The 16,296-nt window shown below is 71.8% G+C and carries 11 protein-coding genes; 2 read left to right on the top strand and 9 right to left on the bottom strand.

The genetic code is table 11. The features are described 5' to 3' along the window. Window positions 1–16: 16 nt before the first annotated feature. The 5 genes from AC2EAQ_RS03385 to parC all read right to left on the bottom strand — a co-directional run bounded on the left by AC2EAQ_RS03385 (window position 17) and on the right by parC (window position 8,221). On the bottom strand, window positions 17–1,072 hold the full coding sequence (locus AC2EAQ_RS03385; protein WP_484640339.1) for a 2-oxoacid:ferredoxin oxidoreductase subunit beta: 1,056 nt from the start codon (window positions 1,070–1,072) through the stop codon (window positions 17–19). Beyond that, window positions 1,069–2,919, bottom strand: coding sequence for a 2-oxoacid:acceptor oxidoreductase subunit alpha (locus AC2EAQ_RS03390; RefSeq protein WP_484640340.1), 1,851 nt, complete (start codon window positions 2,917–2,919; stop codon window positions 1,069–1,071). The genes AC2EAQ_RS03385 and AC2EAQ_RS03390 overlap by 4 nt, the downstream gene beginning before the upstream one ends. Beyond that, the gene (locus AC2EAQ_RS03395) at window positions 2,916–4,784 is read right to left on the bottom strand and encodes an FAD-dependent oxidoreductase (protein ID WP_484640341.1); all 1,869 of its coding nucleotides are present in this window, start codon (window positions 4,782–4,784) and stop codon (window positions 2,916–2,918) included. The genes AC2EAQ_RS03390 and AC2EAQ_RS03395 overlap by 4 nt, the downstream gene beginning before the upstream one ends. A 117-nt stretch (window positions 4,785–4,901) precedes the next feature. Then, window positions 4,902–5,864 (bottom strand): tripartite tricarboxylate transporter substrate-binding protein, encoded by a 963-nt coding sequence (locus tag AC2EAQ_RS03400; protein ID WP_484640342.1) that lies wholly within the window; start codon window positions 5,862–5,864, stop codon window positions 4,902–4,904. A gap of 59 nt (window positions 5,865–5,923) precedes the next feature. Beyond that, window positions 5,924–8,221 (bottom strand): DNA topoisomerase IV subunit A, encoded by a 2,298-nt coding sequence (parC, locus tag AC2EAQ_RS03405; protein ID WP_484640343.1) that lies wholly within the window; start codon window positions 8,219–8,221, stop codon window positions 5,924–5,926. A gap of 152 nt (window positions 8,222–8,373) precedes the next feature. Between parC and AC2EAQ_RS03410 the strand changes: the two genes are divergently transcribed. Together AC2EAQ_RS03410 and AC2EAQ_RS03415 are read left to right on the top strand one after the other, a co-directional pair. Continuing rightward, window positions 8,374–9,648, top strand: coding sequence for a glycerophosphodiester phosphodiesterase (locus tag AC2EAQ_RS03410; protein WP_484640344.1), 1,275 nt, complete (start codon window positions 8,374–8,376; stop codon window positions 9,646–9,648). 39 nt (window positions 9,649–9,687) lie between these two features. After that, the gene (locus tag AC2EAQ_RS03415) at window positions 9,688–10,938 is read left to right on the top strand and encodes an MFS transporter (RefSeq protein ID WP_484640345.1); all 1,251 of its coding nucleotides are present in this window, start codon (window positions 9,688–9,690) and stop codon (window positions 10,936–10,938) included. On the opposite strand, the gene AC2EAQ_RS03420 is transcribed toward AC2EAQ_RS03415, so the two are convergent. The 4 genes from AC2EAQ_RS03420 to AC2EAQ_RS03435 all read right to left on the bottom strand — a co-directional run bounded on the left by AC2EAQ_RS03420 (window position 10,935) and on the right by AC2EAQ_RS03435 (window position 16,208). After that, entirely contained in the window at window positions 10,935–12,038 is a 1,104-nt protein-coding gene (locus AC2EAQ_RS03420) for a DUF1513 domain-containing protein (protein WP_484640346.1), read from the bottom strand. The genes AC2EAQ_RS03415 and AC2EAQ_RS03420 overlap by 4 nt on opposite strands. A gap of 29 nt (window positions 12,039–12,067) precedes the next feature. Beyond that, a complete protein-coding gene (locus AC2EAQ_RS03425; protein WP_484640347.1) occupies window positions 12,068–14,341 on the bottom strand; it encodes a TonB-dependent receptor in 2,274 nt (757 codons plus the stop codon). 12 nt (window positions 14,342–14,353) lie between these two features. Then, the gene (locus tag AC2EAQ_RS03430) at window positions 14,354–14,977 is read right to left on the bottom strand and encodes an energy transducer TonB (RefSeq protein ID WP_484640348.1); all 624 of its coding nucleotides are present in this window, start codon (window positions 14,975–14,977) and stop codon (window positions 14,354–14,356) included. A 247-nt stretch (window positions 14,978–15,224) separates the two neighbouring features. Next, on the bottom strand, window positions 15,225–16,208 hold the full coding sequence (locus AC2EAQ_RS03435; protein ID WP_484640349.1) for a helix-turn-helix transcriptional regulator: 984 nt from the start codon (window positions 16,206–16,208) through the stop codon (window positions 15,225–15,227). Window positions 16,209–16,296 lie beyond the last annotated feature (88 nt).

The raw sequence follows: 16,296 nt of genomic DNA on the forward strand, positions 1-16,296 counted from the left end.
GCCCCCGCGCCGCACCTCAGCGCAAGGCGGCGTTGAGCCGCGCAAGGGCGCCCTCGCCCGGACACAGCGCCGCTTCGTCCAACCGGTTCAGCGGTGCCCGGCTGGTGCCCAGTGCCTCGTGCAGCGCCGTCGCGTCGGGGTCGACGTAGATCAGGCCGGTGGCCACCTCGCCCTCGGCGGCGAGCTGCTGCACGAGGCCCATCGCGGCGAGGCGGTTCGTCGGGTCGTGGCCCTGGTGCAGCTTGCGCAGGCGCATCACGCGGCCGTCGGGCTGCGGCAGGTCGATCGCCTCGCCCGGGGCCGGCGAGGCCTCGGTGGGCTGGGCCAGGTCGATGAAGTCGATGCGCGACACCGCCTCGTTGTGCTGCCGCACGTAGTCGTAGCTCTTGGTGCTGCCTTCGTGGTTGTTGAAGGCCACGCAGGGGCTGACCACGTCGATGAAGGCCGCGCCACCGTGCCGGATGGCGCCCTCGATCAGCGGCACCAACTGCGCCTTGTCGCCGGAGAAGCCGCGCGCGACGTAGGTGGCGCCGAGCTGCAGCGCCAGCGCCACCAGGTCGATCGGGTTGTCGGCGTTGACCACGCCCTTCTTGCTCTTGCTGCCGCGGTCGGCGGTGGCGCTGAACTGACCCTTGGTCAGGCCGTAGACGCCGTTGTTCTCGACGATGTAGACCATGCGCACGCCGCGCCGCATCGCATGCGCGAACTGGCCCAGGCCGATCGAGGCCGAGTCGCCGTCGCCGCTGATGCCCAGGTACAGCAGCTCGCGGTTGGCGAGATAGGCGCCGGTGAGCACGCTGGGCATGCGGCCGTGCACGGTGTTGAAGCCGTGGCTGGCACCCAGGAAGTAGTCCGGCGTCTTGCTGCTGCAGCCGATGCCCGACAGCTTGGCCACGCGGTGCGGCTCGATGTCCATCTGCCAGCAGGCCTGCACGATGGCCGCGGAGATGGAGTCGTGGCCGCAGCCGGCGCACAGCGTGCTGATCTTGCCCTCGTAGTCGCGCCGCGTGTAGCCGACCTTGTTGGTCTCCAGCGTCGGGTGGTGCAGCCGGGGCTTGGCGATGTAGGTCACTTGACGGTCTCCTTGCGGCCGTTCTTGGGCGCGACGATCTCGGCGTGCACGTGGCGCGTGATCGCGTTGGCGATGGTGCGCGCGGTGATCGGCGTGCCGTCGTAGTGCAGGATCGGCACCAGCTTGTGCGGGTCGACGTTGAGCTCGTTCATCAGCAGCGTGCGCATCTGGCCGTCGCGGTTCTGTTCCACCACGAACACCTCCTCGTGCGCGTCGATGAATTCGGCCACCTCGTCGGGGAACGGGAACGCGCGCAGCCGCATCGCGTCGAGCGGGATGCCGCCGACGGCCAGCAGGTCCAGCGCCTCGTCCATGGCCGGGCTGGTGGAGCCGAAGTAGATGGCGCCCAGCCGCGTCTTGCGGCTCGCCCGGCGCTGCACCGGCGCGGGCACCAGCGAGCGCGCGGTGTCGAACTTCTGCAGCAGCCGCTTGACGTTGTAGACGTAGTCGGGACCGGCCTCCGAATAGCGTGCCTGCGGGTCGCGCGTGGTGCCGCGGGTGAAGTACGCGCCCTTGCTCTCGTGCGTGGCCGGCAGCGTGCGCCAGGGGATGCCGTCGCCGTCCACGTCCTTGTAGCGCGCGAACTCGCGCCCGGCCTCCAGGTCGGCGGCGGTCATCACCTTGCCGCGGTCGTAGCGCCGGTCGTCCTTCCACTCGAAGGGCTCGCACAGGCGCTGGTTCATGCCGATGTCCAGGTCGGTCATCAGGAACACCGGCGTCTGCAACCGGTCGGCCAGGTCGAGCGCCGCGGCGGCGAAGTCGAAGCACTCCTTCGGGTCCTCGGGCAACAGCATCACGTGCTTGGTGTCGCCGTGCGACGCGTAGGCGCAGGACAGCAGGTCGGCCTGCTGCGTGCGCGTGGGCATGCCGGTGGACGGCCCGCCGCGCTGCACGTTGATGATCGTCACCGGGATCTCGGCGAAGTAGGCCAGGCCGATGAACTCGGTCATCAGGCTCACGCCGGGGCCCGACGTGGCGGTGAAGGCGCGCGCCCCGTTCCACCCCGCCCCCGTGACCATGCCGATCGAGGCGATCTCGTCCTCGGCCTGCACGATGGCGTAGTTCGCCTCGCCGGTGGCCGGGTCGTGGCGGAACTTGCGGCAGTAGCTCGTGAAGGCCTCGGCCACCGACGAGCTGGGCGTGATCGGGTACCACGCGCACACGGTGGCGCCGCCGTACACCGCGCCCAGGGCCGCGGCCGAGTTGCCGTCGACGAAGATGCGCTGGCCGACGCGGTCGCGCCGCACCACCTTCAGTCCCACCGGCTGCGCCGCGAGGTGCTCGCGCGCGAAGTCCAGCCCCAGGTGCAGCGCCTGCACGTTGGACGCGAGCAGCTTCTCCTTGCCCTTGTACTGCTCGGAGAACAGGGTCTCGATCACCGCCGGCTCGATGCCCAGCAGCTGCGCCAGCGCGCCCACATAGAGGATGTTCTTGAACAGCTGGCGCTGGCGCGGGTCGGTGTAGGTGGCGTTGCAGATCGCCGTCAGCGGCATGCCGATCGTGTTGATGTCGGTGCGGAAGGCGCTGTCGGGCAGCGGCCGCGTGCTGTCGTAGAACAGGTAGCCGCCGGCCTCGAGCTCGCGCACGTCGGCGTCCCAGGTCTGCGGGTTCATCGCGACCATCATGTCGATGCCGGCGCGCCGGCCGAGCCAGCCGCGTTCGGACACCCGCACCTCGTACCAGGTGGGCAGGCCCTGGATGTTGCTTGGGAAGATGTTGCGCGGGCTCACCGGCACGCCCATGCGCAGGATCGCCTTGGCGAACAGCTCGTTGGCCGACGCCGAGCCGGAGCCGTTGACGTTGGCGAACTTGATGACGAAGTCGTTGGTGCCTTCGAGCTTCTTCATTTCGGCGCCACCTCCATGCGAACCTCCAGCGAATGCGGGCGCTCCGGCGTGGCCGGCCCGGCGTGGGCCATCTGCACCAGGAACTTCTGCATGTCCCAGGCGCCGGTGGGGCAGCGCTCGGCGCACAGGCCGCAGTGCAGGCACACGTCCTCGTCCTTGACCATGACCCGCGCCGTCTTCAGCGGGCCGCTCACGTACAGGCCCTGGGCCAGGTTGCGCGCCGGCGCCTTCAGCCGCGTGCGCAGCTCGGCCTCGGGGCCGGGCTCGGTGAAGCTGATGCAGTCCATCGGACAGATGTCGACGCAGGCGTCGCACTCGATGCACAGCTTGTCGGCAAACACCGTCTGCACGTCGCAGTTCAGGCAGCGCTGTGTCTCCTTGTAGGCGGTGGCGGCGTCGAAGCCCAGTTCGGCCTCGACGCGGATGCTGCGCAGCGCCTCCTCGGCCTTGGTCCAGCGCGTCTTGTGGCGCAGGTCGGCCGACACCGCGTTGTCGTAGCTCCACTCGTGGATGCCCATCTTCTGCGACATCACGTTCAGGTGCGGCGCCGGGCGCTGCGACGGGTCCTCGCCGCGCAGCAGGCGGTCGATCGACACCGCGGCCTCATGGCCCTGCGCCACGGCGGTGATGATGTTCTTCGGCCCGAAGGCCGCGTCGCCGCCGAAGAACACCTTCGGGTGGGTCGAGCGCATCGTGCGCTCGTCCAGGCGCGGCAGCCCCCAGTCATGGAACTCGATGCCGATGTCGCGCTCGATCCAGGGAAACGCGTTCTCCTGGCCGATGGCCACCAGCACCTCGTCGCACTCGATGTCGACGTCGGGCTCGCCGGTCGGGCGCAGCGTGCGCCGGCCCTTGTCGTCGTAGACGCTGCGCACGATCTCGAAGCGCATCGCGCGGATGCGGCCGTCGGCGTCGTGCAGCACCGCCTTGGGCACGTGGCAGGGCAGGATCGGGATGCCCTCGTGCATCGCGTCCTCCTTCTCCCAGGGCGAGGCCTTCATGTCCTCGAAGGTGGAGCGCACCACCACCTTCACGTCGTCGGCGCCGAGGCGGCGCGCGCTGCGGCAGCAGTCCATCGCGGTGTTGCCGCCGCCCAGCACGATGACGCGCCGGCCGACGCTCTTGACGTGGCCGAAGTACACCGACGCCAGCCAGTCCAGGCCGAGGTGGATGTGCGCCGCGGCCTCCTTGCGGCCAGGGACGTCCAGATCGCGCCCGCGCGGCGCGCCGCTGCCGACGAACACCGCGTCCCAGCCGGGCCCGCCCGCATCGTCGAGCAGCGCCTTCATCGATTCGATGCGCGTGCCGCCGACGAAGCGGACGTTGTCGCGCACGATGTAGCCCACCTCCTCGTCGATCACGTGCTCGGGCAGGCGAAAGCGCGGCACCTGGGTGCGCATGAAGCCGCCGGCCTTGGGGTCGGCGTCGAACACGGTCACCTCGTAGCCCAGCGGCGCGAGGTCGCGCGCGACGGTCAGCGACGACGGGCCGGCGCCGATGCAGGCCACGCGCCGGCCGTTGGCGGGCCGCGCCGCCGGCAGCCGGGCGGTGATGTCCTCCTTGTGGTCGGCCGCCACCCGCTTCAGGCGGCAGATCGCCACCGGCTCGGGCTTCTCGGCATTGGCCTCCTCGACCCGTCCGCGCCGGCACGCCGGCTCGCAGGGGCGGTCGCAGGTGCGTCCGAGGATGCCGGGGAACACGTTCGACACCCAGTTCACCATGTAGGCGTCGCCGTAGCGGCCCTGGGCGATCAGGCGGATGTACTCGGGCACCGGCGTGTGGGCCGGACAGGCCCACTGGCAATCGACGACCTTGTGGAAGTAATCCCCGAGCTGCGCCGGGGCCGACTGGGTGGGCTGGAGCAAGGTCGCCGTCTCCTCGCGGAGTCAGGCGCCCCGCTCGAAGTGGCAGTCTAGGCCGGTCGGCAGGCCCGGGGATGCGGGCAAGCCACTATGCCGGCCCCCGGCTTGCGCTGCCTCAGGTCAGCCGAAGGTGAGCTTCTGCGCCAGGACCAGGTCGGTCCAGCGGCGGGCCTCGGCGGCCATGAAGGCGTCGAACTCGGTCGGCGTCGAGCCGATCCATTCCAGGCCCTGCTGCGCCAGCTGCGCCTTGACCGCCGGCTGCGACAGCGCCTGCGTGACCGCGCCGTGCAGCGCCTGCTGGCGGTCGGCGCCGATGCGGGCCGGCGCCAGCGCGCCGATCCAGGTGGAGACGTCGAAGTCCTTCACGCCCGCTTCCTGCAGCGTGGGCAGCTCGGGCGCCACCGAATAGCGCTTCGCGGACGTGACGCCCAGCACCTTGACGCGGCCGCTCTTGACGTGCGGGCCGATCGCGACCCAGGAGCCCATGAACAGCTGCACCTCGTCGTTCATGACCGCCTGCAGCGCCGGCACCCCGCCGCGGTAGGGGATGTGCACGATGTGCGTGCCGGTGCGCATCTTGAACAGCTCGGCCGCCAGGTGGTTGAGCGTGCCCAGGCCGGCGGAGGACACGTTCAGCGCGCCCGGTTTCGCCTTGGCCAGCGCGATGAACTCCTGCACGCTGTTGGCCGGCAGCGAGGCCGGCACCGCGAACACGAGCGGGAAGCTCAGCAGGCGCGAGATCGGCGTGAAGTCGCGCAGCGTGTAGGTGAGGTTGTTGTAGACCAGCGGATTGGTCACGTGCGAGTCGAACACCAGCATCATGGTGTTGGGGTCGCCCGCCGCCCGGGCCACGCCGGCGGCAGCGATCGAGCCCGACGCGCCGGGCTGGTTCTGCACCACCACGTTCTGGCGCAGCGACTTGGGCAGGTGCTCGCCGAGCAGGCGCGCGGTCAGGTCCACCGAGCCGCCGGGCGGCACGGGCACCACCAGGTTCAGGTTCGGCGCCGCCGGCGCAGCGGTCTGCGCACCGGCCATCAGGGGCACGGTGGCCAGCCCACCGAGCAGCAACTTCCTGCGATCCATGCTGTCAATCTCCTGTGACGTCAGGCGGGAGTGTGCCCGACGAACATGTCATTGCGAAGTCATCCCGGCGTCACGCGGTGCACGTCCTTGAACCCCGCCACCTTGTGGCCCTTGCGGGCGCGCCTGCCCTCGTGGGCCGCCAGCGCGGCGCCGCGCAGCAGCTCGTCCTTGGCCTTGCCGCGGTTGACGCCGGTGACGACCAGCGCATCGCCGCAGGCCGCCACCGACACCAGCGGGTCCTTGGCGTCGACGTCCATCAGCGTCAGGCCGCGCCCGCCGTTGGCCTGGCGCTTGAGGTCGGCCAGCGGGAACACCAGCAGCCGCCCGCTGCGCGCCAGGCCGGCCACCCGGGCATGGCCCGGCAGCACCACGCAGGGCGGCAGCACCACCTCGCCCGGCTCGAGCGACAGGAAGGTCTTGCCGCCGCGCTGGCGGCTCTGCAGGTCGCCGGCCTGGGCCAGCAGGCCGAAGCCGCCGGTGTGTGACAGCAGCAGCAGCGTGTCCGGCGCGCCGGCGAAGTAGTGGGCCGGCTGCGTGCCGGCCTCCAGGTCGACCAGCGTGGTGATCGGCGTGCCGTCGCCGCGCCCGCCGGGCAGCGCCGACACGGCCACGCTGTAGGCGCGGCCGTTGCTGCCCAGCACGGCCAGGGTGTCCACGCTGCGGCAGGCGAAGGCGCCGTACAGCGCGTCGCCGGCCTTGAAGGTCTGCTGCGCCGGGTCGATCTCGTGGCCCTTGAGCGCGCGCACCCAACCCTTGAGGCTGACCACCACGGTGACCGGCTCGTCCACCACCTTCACCTCGGCCACCGCCCGCTTGTCGGCCTGCAGCACGGTGCGGCGATCGTCGCCGTGCGCCTTGGCGTCGGCCTCGATCTCGCGCACCACGGTGCGGCGCAGCGCCGCCGGGCTGCCGAGGATCTCCTCCAGCTTCGCCTGCTCGGCGCGCAGTTCGGCCAGCTCCTGCTCGATGCGGATCGCCTCCATGCGCGCCAGCTGGCGCAGCCGGATCTCGAGGATGTCCTCGGCCTGGCGGTCGCTCAGCGCGAAGCGCGCCTGCAGCGCCGGCTTGGGCTCGTCGGCGTTGCGGATGATCCGGATCACCTCATCGATGTTGAGCAGCACGAGCTGCCGCCCCTCCAGCACGTGGATGCGGTCCTGCACGCGCCCGAGCCGGTGCCGCGTGCGCCGCGCGACGGTGGCCTGGCGGAACTCGAGCCACTCCAGCAGCACCTGGCGCAGGCTCTTGCCGGTGGGCCGGCCGTCCAGGCCCACCATCGTCAGGTTGAGCGGGGCACTGCTCTCGAGGCTGGTGTGCGCCAGCAGCGTGGTCACCAGCTCCTGCTGGCTCACGGTGCGCGTCTTGGGCTCGAACACCAGGCGCACCGGCGCGTCCTTGCTCGACTCGTCGCGCACCGCGTCCAGCACCGACAGCACGGTCTGGCGCAGCTGGGTCTGTTCGGCGCTCAGCGACTTCTTGCCCGCCTTGACCTTCGGGTTGGTCAGCTCCTCGATCTCCTCGAGCACCTTCTGCGCGCTGGTGCCCGGCGGCAGCTCGTGCACCACCAGCTGCCACTGGCCGCGTGCCAGGTCCTCGATGGTCCAGCGCGCACGCACCTTCAGGCTGCCGCGGCCGGTGCGGTAGGCCTCGCGGATGTCCTCCGCCGGGCTGATCACCTGGGCGCCGCCCGGGAAGTCGGGCCCCGGCAGCAGCGCGAACAGTTCGTCGTCGGAGAGCTTGTCGTTCTTCAGCAGCGCCACTGCGGCGGCGGCCACCTCGCGCAGGTTGTGGCTCGGCACCTCGGTGGCCAGGCCGACGGCGATGCCCGAGGCGCCGTTGAGCAGCACGAACGGCAGCCGGGCCGGCAGCAGGCGCGGCTCGTCGGTGGAACCGTCGTAGTTGGGCGTGAAGTCGACCGTGCCCTCGTCGATCTCGTCGAGCAGCAGGCGCGCGATCGGCGCCAGCCGCGCCTCGGTGTAGCGCATCGCCGCCGCGCCGTCGCCGTCGCGGCTGCCGAAGTTGCCCTGCCCGTCGATCAGCGGATAGCGCTGCGAGAAGCCCTGCGCCATGCGCACCAGGGCGTCGTAGGCCGCCTGGTCGCTGTGCGGATGGAACTTGCCCAGCACGTCGCCCACCACGCGCGCGCTCTTGACCGGCTTGGCGCCCGAGTTGCCGGCCCACGACAGCCCCATGCGCTGCATCGAGTAGAGGATGCGGCGCTGCACCGGTTTCTGGCCATCGCACACGTCGGGCAGGGCGCGGCCCTTGACCACCGACAGGGCGTATTCGAGATAGGCGCGCTCGGCATAGTCGGCCAGCGCGATCGGGTCATCGGTCGGCGCGGAGAAGAGATCGGTCATCGGTCAAGGCACGGGAAAGCGGGGCAGTTTAGCCAGCCCCGCGGCCGCGCCGGCAGCGCCGAACCGTCATCGCGCTGTCACCGGGTTGACAAGGTCGGCTTCCATGCTGCGGGCAACGCGGCATATCGTCGCGACACCTCGGGATGGAGACCATGATTCAACGCGGATTCTTCTGGACAGCCCTGGCGCTGCTGTGTGCCCTGATCCTGGCCCTGGCCCCGGCAGCGCCGGCGCGCGCCGACGACGGCGCCCGCGCCCAGGGCGTCAAGCGGCCCCTCGTGATCGGGCACCGCGGCGCCAGCGGCTACCTGCCGGAGCACACCCTGGAGGCCTATGCCCTGGCCATCGAGATGGGCGCGGACTACATCGAGCCCGACCTCGTCGCCACCCGCGACGGCGTGCTGATCGCCCGCCACGAGCCCAACATGATCAACACGACCAATGTGCGCGACCTGCCGCAGTTCGCCGACCGGCGCCGCACGAGGGTGGTGGACGGCGTGGCCGAGGACGGCTTCTTCGCCAGCGACTTCACCTATGCGGAGATCAAGCAGATCCGCGCGGTGCAGGCCTTTGGCGACCGCGATGCCGGCTTCAACGGCCTGTATCGCATCCCGACCTTCGACGAGGTGATCGAACTGGCCAAGCGCAAGTCGGCCGAGGAAGGGCGCACGATCGGCGTGTACCCCGAGACCAAGCACCCCACCTTCCACCAGCAGCTCGGCCTGGCGCTGGAAGACCGGCTGCTCGCGGTGCTGCAGCGGCACGGCTGGAACCATCGCGGCGCCCCGGTGTTCATCCAGAGCTTCGAGCAGGCCAACCTGAAGTACCTGCGCAGCCGCACTTCGGTGAAGCTGGTCCAGCTGGTCGACGCCAACGACGTCAACCCCGACGGCACGCTCGACTTCACACCGCCCTACGACCGCCCGTACGACTGGGCGGTGGCCGGCCGCGCCGGGCGCTTCGCCGACCTGCTCACGCCCGCCGGCCTGGCCGAGGTGCGCACCTATGCCGATGGCATCGGCCCCTGGAAGCCCTACCTGATCCCCTCGGCCTGCGTGCGCATCGCCAATGGCGCCTGCGCCGACGTGAACGGCGACGGAGCTGTCAACGACGCCGACCGCCGCCTGCTGGCACCGACGTCGGTCATCGCCGATGCCCACGCGCAGGGCCTGCTGGTGCACCCCTACACCTTCCGCAACGAGCAACGCCGCCTGGCGCGCGACTTCGGTGGCAACCCCGTCAACGAGTACCTGCGCTTCTACGAGGCGGGTGTCGACGGCCTGTTCAGCGACTTCCCGGACACGGCCGTGGCCGCGCGCACGCTGTGGATCCTGAAGAAGGACCCCGAGGCCGCGCGCTGCCTGGTCAGCGGCCGTCACGCCCGCGCCGGCAGCTGCAAGGGCCTGCGCTGGCTGAACGCGAACTGATCCGAGACGGACCGGGCCTGCCGCGGCGACAATGCCGCGATGCAGGCCCCCACGCACGGCGCCGATTCCCGCTACGCCTGGCAGCGACTGGCCTGCACGCTGGCGCTGATGACCATCGGCAGCGGCGCGATGTATGTCATCGCGGTGGTGCTGCCCGCGGTGCAGGCCGAGTTCGGCGTCGCACGGGCCGACGCCTCCCTGCCCTACACGCTGATGATGGTGGGCTTCGGCCTGGGCGGCATCGCGATGGGGCGCCTGGCCGACCGGATGGGCGTGATGCGGGTGGTGCTGCTCGGCTCGGTCGGGTTGGCCTCGGGTTTCGTGCTGGCCGGCCTGTCCGGCAGCCTGCTGGCCTTCGCACTGGTTCACGGCGTGCTGCTCGGGGCCCTCGGCAGCGCCGCCACCTTCGCCCCGCTGGTGGCCGATACCTCGCTGTGGTTCGTGCGGCGGCGCGGCATCGCGGTGGCCATCTGCGCCAGCGGCAACTACGTGGCGGGCGCGATCTGGCCGCCGATCGTGCAGCACTTCGTCGAGACGGCGGGCTGGCGCGCCACCTACGTCGGCCTGGGCGTGTTCTGCCTGGCGACGATGCCGCTGCTGGCGCTGGGCCTGCGCGCGCGGCCGCCGCAGGCGGTGGCGGGCGGCGCCGCCACGCGCGCGACCACGCCGGCGCGCGACCTGGCGCGGCCGTTCGGCTGGAGCCCGGCGCAGGCGCAATGGGTGTTGTGCGTGGCCGGCGTGGCCTGCTGCGTGGCGATGTCGATGCCGCAGGTGCACATCGTGGCCTACTGCAGCGACCTCGGCTACGGCGCCGCGCGCGGCGCGGAGATGCTCAGCCTGATGCTGGCCTGCGGCATCGTCAGCCGGCTCGTGTCGGGTTGGATCTGCGACCGCATCGGCGGTCTGCGCACGCTGCTGCTCGGGTCGGTGCTGCAGGGCCTGGCCCTGCTGCTGTTCATCCCCTTCGACGGCCTGGTGTCGCTGTACGTGATCTCGGCGCTGTTCGGCCTGTTCCAGGGCGGCATCGTGCCCAGCTACGCCATCATCGTGCGCGAGCACTTCGAACCCCGCGAAGCGGGGGCGCGCGTGGGCACGGTGCTGATGGCCACGCTGCTGGGCATGGCGCTGGGCGGCTGGATGTCGGGCAAGGTGTTCGACCTCACCGGCTCGTACCACGCGGCCTTCGTCAACGGCATCGGCTGGAACCTGCTCAATCTGGCGATCGCCCTGCTGCTGCTGCACCGCATGAAGCGGCTGTCGGGCGGTACGCCCGGCGCGGTCGCGGCCTAGGCGTCGAGCACGACCCAGTGGTTGTCCAGCGCCATCGGCTGCGGCCAGCGCAGCATGGCCGGGGGCTGCGCCGGATGCCACCGGGCCACGCCGGCCGCGCAGGCCACGAGCACCGCATCGGCGTCCGGTCCCTGCAGGGCCGATGCCATCGCGGAGGGCTCGTCGGCCTCGACGATGGGCGGTGACTCGCCGGGCCGCGCCGGCCACCACGCGAAGGCCCGCCGCACCTTGTGATGACTGACGGCGAAGCCCCCCGGCGCCAGCGGGGCGATGTCGCCGGCATAGCCGCCGGCGGCGGACGTGGCCGGCACCACGCGCAGCGCGGCGCCGTCCCACAGCGCCAGCACCGGGGCCCGCTCGCGCTGTGCCCGGTCGTCGTGCTCGGCCTGCAGCGCGACGCCCAGCAACGGCCCGTCGCCGTCGACCGGCCGGCTCCACGCCAGGTGGCGCAGGCTCAGCCGTGCGTCGTCCAGCGTCCAGCGCCCGCGCAGTGCGCCGTCGCGGCCGTCCAGCCGCACCAGCGACGAGGCCATGTGGTCGAGATCGCGCTTGCGGCCGTCGGCATGCCGCAGCAGGCCACCGTTGGCCACCATCAGGTCGCCCTGCGGGTGCCGCAGCAGCTGGTGCGGGTCCACCCCATTCGTGGGCCAGCGCGCCTGCGTGCGCAGCGTGGCGGCGTCGCGCACCGCCACCCAGCCGCGGCCGGCGGCGTCGGTCTGCGTGGTGAACAGCCACCGGCCGTCGGCGCTGGCCACGACGTGGCCGTCCAGGCGATGCCGATCCGGCTCGTCGCCCAGATCGAGGCGCCGCACCACGCGGCCGTCGCGGTCGCAGCGCAGCAGCCACGCGCCTGGGCGCATCGCCACGGCCAGCAACGAGCCGTCGGCATCGGCCAGCAGGCCATGCGCCCGCGTCGGCAATACCGCGGCCCAGCGGACCGCGGCGCGGCGCCGCGCGAAGTCCAGGTCGATCACGCCGAGCTGCTGCGGGTCGGACTCGCGCGGGCCGCGCCAGGCCGCGCCCAGGGCCAGGGGCGACCCGGCGCCACCCGCGGCACGCGCGTTCCACGGCGCAGACCACAGCGCCGCCGCGGCCGACATCCATCGTCTCCTGTCCATGCGCACCGTGCTCAGTAGAAGCGGTAGGCCGCGGTGAGCTGGACGCCGCGCCCCTTGCCCGGCACGTAGTGGCCGCGGTAGAGGAAATCGGCGTAGTGCTCGTCGGTGACGTTGGTCAGGCTGAGCTTGTAGCTCAGGTCCTGCTGCACGTACTCGGCCATCAGGTCCGCCGTGACGAACTTCGGCGCGACGATGGCTGAGGTGGCCGCCAGGCCCGCCGGTCGGTCGCTGCTGCGCGCGTTCAGGCCGCCGCCGACGCGCCAGGCCGGCGTGAGCTGGTAGGTGGTCCACAGCGTACCGCTGTGTCGCGGCGTCAGGCCGGGGCGCGAGCCCTCGGCCTCGGTGCCCGCGGCGCCGCTGGACTCGTCGACGCGTGCGCTCGGGATCCACGCGTAGGAGCCGTACACCTCCCACTGCTTCGTCAGGCGCCCGCTCAGGTCGATCTCCAGGCCGGCGGCATGGCGCTTGCCCGACAGCACGTAGTTGCAGGCGTTCACCGACTCCGCGTCGCGGTTGCGCTCGTGGTACTTGGTGGCGTGGAACAGCGCCATGCGCGTGGTGAACCGGCCGCTGGCGCTGTCGATCTTTGCGCCCAGCTCGACGTTGCGGCTCTTTTCCGGCGGCACATCGGCCGTGCCGGCGTCGTACTGGTAGGCGTCGCCCGCGGTGTTGAACGAGGTGCCGTAGGACAGGTGGTAGGACTGCAGCGGCGTGGGCTGGAACAGCACGCCGAAGCGCCGGCTCCACAGCGAGTCGCTGCGCCCGATGGTGGAAGCCGGTGCGACGGCGCAGGCATTGGTGGCGTTGGCCGCGACGGCGATGTTCCGATAGTCGCCGTCCAGCCTGTCCCAGCGCAGTCCGGCCAGCAGCTTCCACATCGGCGCGATCTGCACGAGGTCCTGCACGTAGGCCCCCAGCCCCTTCGCGGTGAAGGTGCGGTTGCGCAGCAGCAGCCGCTGCGACTCGTCGATCCAGGCGCCGTCGTCGGGCGTGCCGACGGTGGTGCGCGGCTTGGCGAGCACCGGGCTGTTGGATGCCAGGCCGAAGTTCTCGAACTTCTCGTGCGCGAGGTCGACGCCGGCCTGCACGCTGTGCGCAAGGCCGCCCCAGGCATGGCGGCCGCTGTAGTCGCTCTGCGCGTAGACCGTGTCCATGTTCATCGTCTTGAGCTGCACGCCGCTGCCGCCGGAGCGCTGCAGCACGGTGGCGTCGCCGAAGGTGTCGGCGGTGACGGCCAGGCCGCCGGGCTGCAGCGAGGCCGCGGCGAAGCGCACCGCGCTGGCACGCTGGTCGCGCGTGTACCCGGCCAGCCGCAGCTGGGTCCGCAGTTCGCGGCCTTCGCCGAACCGGTGCACATGGCTGGCATGCGCCTGCGTGGTGCCGCTGCGCGCCACGTCGCTGGCCATGCCGTAGTAGGCGTCCGGGTCGGTCGGCCAGAGGTGGTTGCCCCCCGACGCGCCCGGCGTCAGCCAGGGCAGCCCGTAATGGATGCCGTTGTCGTTGCGCAGCACGTAGGCGCCGACCTGGAACTCGTCGCGCGTGCCGATGCCCCAGCGCCACGTGGGTGCGATGCCGCGCTTGTCGATGCGCGCGCCGCCGTTGTCGGCCACGTTGACCATGGCATTGATGCGCAGCGCCGCGTCGTCGCCAGTGCGCAGGTTGAAGTCGCCCACGGCGCGCAGGTAGCCGCCGCTGCCCAGCGTGACCGCCACCTCGTGCAGCGTCATGCCAAAGGGCTGCTTGCTCACCTGGTTGGCGGCGCCGCCGGTGGAGCCGCGCCCGAACAGCATCGACGCCGAGCCGCGCAGCAGTTCCAGGCGGTCCCAGTTGAAGGTGTCGCGCTCGTAGAACGCCGGGTCGCGCATGCCGTCGATGAAGATGTCGCCGCTGGCCTGCAGCGAGAAGCCGCGCAGGCGGATGTCCTCCTCGCCGCCTTCGGCGGCCTGGAACGCCACCCCGGCGGTCTGCTTGAGCGTGTCCTTGAGCGTGTCGAGGTTGCGGTCGTCGATCAGCTTCTCGGTCACCACGGTCACCGACTGCGGCACGTCCCGCAGGTCCTGGCGCCCCTTGCCGATGGCGGTGGTGGTCGCGCGCAGCGTGTCCTTGCCGGCCGGCTCGGCCGCGGCGCGGGCCTTGACGGCCGGCAGCACCGGCCCGGCGTCGGCGGGCGGCACCGGATCGGCGCCCTGGGCCGAGGCGGCCGCGCTGGCCAGCGACATCGCAGCGGCCATCGGGGCCAGCGCCGTGAAGCGACGTGCGCGACGTCGGGGGAGATGGGTCGACATGCGGTTTCCTCCTCAGGATTCGAGTTCGAAGACAAGGGGCATCACCACCCAGAACGGCCGGGGCACGCCGTCCTCGGTGTAGGGCTTGAAGCGCGTGGCACGCACGGCGGCCAGCGCCGCCAGGTCGAGCGCGGCGTGGCCGGACGAGCGGATCACCGCGGCCTGGTCGGGGCGCCCGCCCGCGTCCACGCGCACGCGGACGTGGACAGCGCCCTCCTCGCGGCGACGCCGCGCCGCGAGCGGGTACTCGAGGACCGGCGGCGCGAGGTAGGCAACCTCGCTGATCGAGACCTGCCGCTCGGGTGGCGCCGGGCGCGACGGCACGGCCAGCGCGGCGGCCGGCACGGCCACGGTGGCCGCGTTGGCGTCGTCTGGCGGTGCCGGACGCTGGACAGCGGTGGCCCCAACGGGGCCGGCCTGCGGCGGCGCCAGCGCCACGTCGGGCACTGGCATCCAGGGCGCCTGCGGCGCCGTGCGTTCAGGGGTCGGCAGGGCCTGGGGCGGCGGCACCGGCGCGCGCGGGCCGGCGTCCGGCAGCCACTGGACATAGGCCGGGGTGGACGTCGACAGGACCGCGGGCGCCAGCGACTGGATCAGGGCCCACAGCAGGCCCGCGTGGGCCAGGACGATCGGCACCAGAAGCGCCCGACTCGGCCGGGTGTCGCCCGGTCCCGGCCAGGTCAGCGTGGCCCCGACACGGGCCTCGGCCCGCCGCGGCGCAGCAGCACCGACGAGGGCGTCGTCGGGTGCGGCGCGAGTGGCGCGAGTGGCGTGTACGGCGCGTTCGGCGAACGTCGACATGGTCCGGGCCTCCCTGTGGAGCCCGGACTATACCTTATTAAATGCGAATCGTTCGCATTTACATTCGAAATGTTCCAGCCTCTCAGACCGGGTAGCGCATCGCAGCCCGGCGCAGGGTGTCCCCGACCGCGGCCGCCAGCGCCGCGGGCGCCTGCACCGCCACCTGGTCACCGTGGCGCAGGATGTCCATCGCCAGTTCCGTGGCGTCCGTGTAGGGCACGCGCAGCGTCAGCGTGCCGTCGCCATGCACCTTGACCTCCTGCTGCGGATGCCACTGCTCGTGCCGCACCCACTGAGCGGCCTCGGGCGTGAACAGCAGCGTGGCCCACTGCACCCGGGCCCCGCTGAAGGCGCCATAGCCGGCGTCGAGCTCGGCCTCGATCGTCTTCAGGGCCACGTCCCGGGCGCGCTGCTCCACCACGTCGGCCTCGCGGATCGCGTCCAGCGCGAAGCGCCGCAGCGCGTCCGTGGCGTGGCACCAGGCGTCGAGGTACCAGGTGTTGCGCCAGTGCACCAGGCGCTGCGGCGACACCGTGCGCTCGGTCATCTCGCGACGGCTGCGCACCCAGTACTGGAGGTGCACGCGCTGCCGGCGGGTCAGCGCCCCACCGATGGTCTCGAAGTGGCGCGGCGCCACCGGGCGCCGGGCCGGGGCCATCACCTTGACGCGGCGGACCAGGTCGCGCGCCTGCGCGTCGCTGGTGCCGAGCATGCCGTAGAGCTTGTCCAGCAGCGGCTGCAGGTGGCGCGCCAGCACGCCGCCCTCGTCCAGGCCACCGATCAGCTGGTGCATCGTCAGCAGGGCGTGGATCTCGCTTTCCGAGAACCACAGCCCAGGCAGTTCGTGGCGCACCTGGCGCTGGTCGCGGCTGTCGGCGTCGAACCGGTAGCCGTTGGCGAAGCGGTCGTAGACGATCGGTGCGTCGAGCCGCTCGCGCAGGTACTCCAGGTCGCGCTTGAGCGTGGCCCGGCTGACGCCCAGCTCGTCCATCAGGTCGGCGAAGGGCACGCAGCCGCGGGTTCGGATCAGCAGCTCGATCTTGTAGAAGCGCTCGGTACGGTCCATGGTGGCTCACAGGATGAGCCACCATGGTAGCGGCATGGGCGGCACAGGCTCATTCGGTGAGCCCGCCGGCGCGCATTCTGGTGTCGCC

The organism is Aquabacterium sp. T101 (assembly GCF_057219775.1).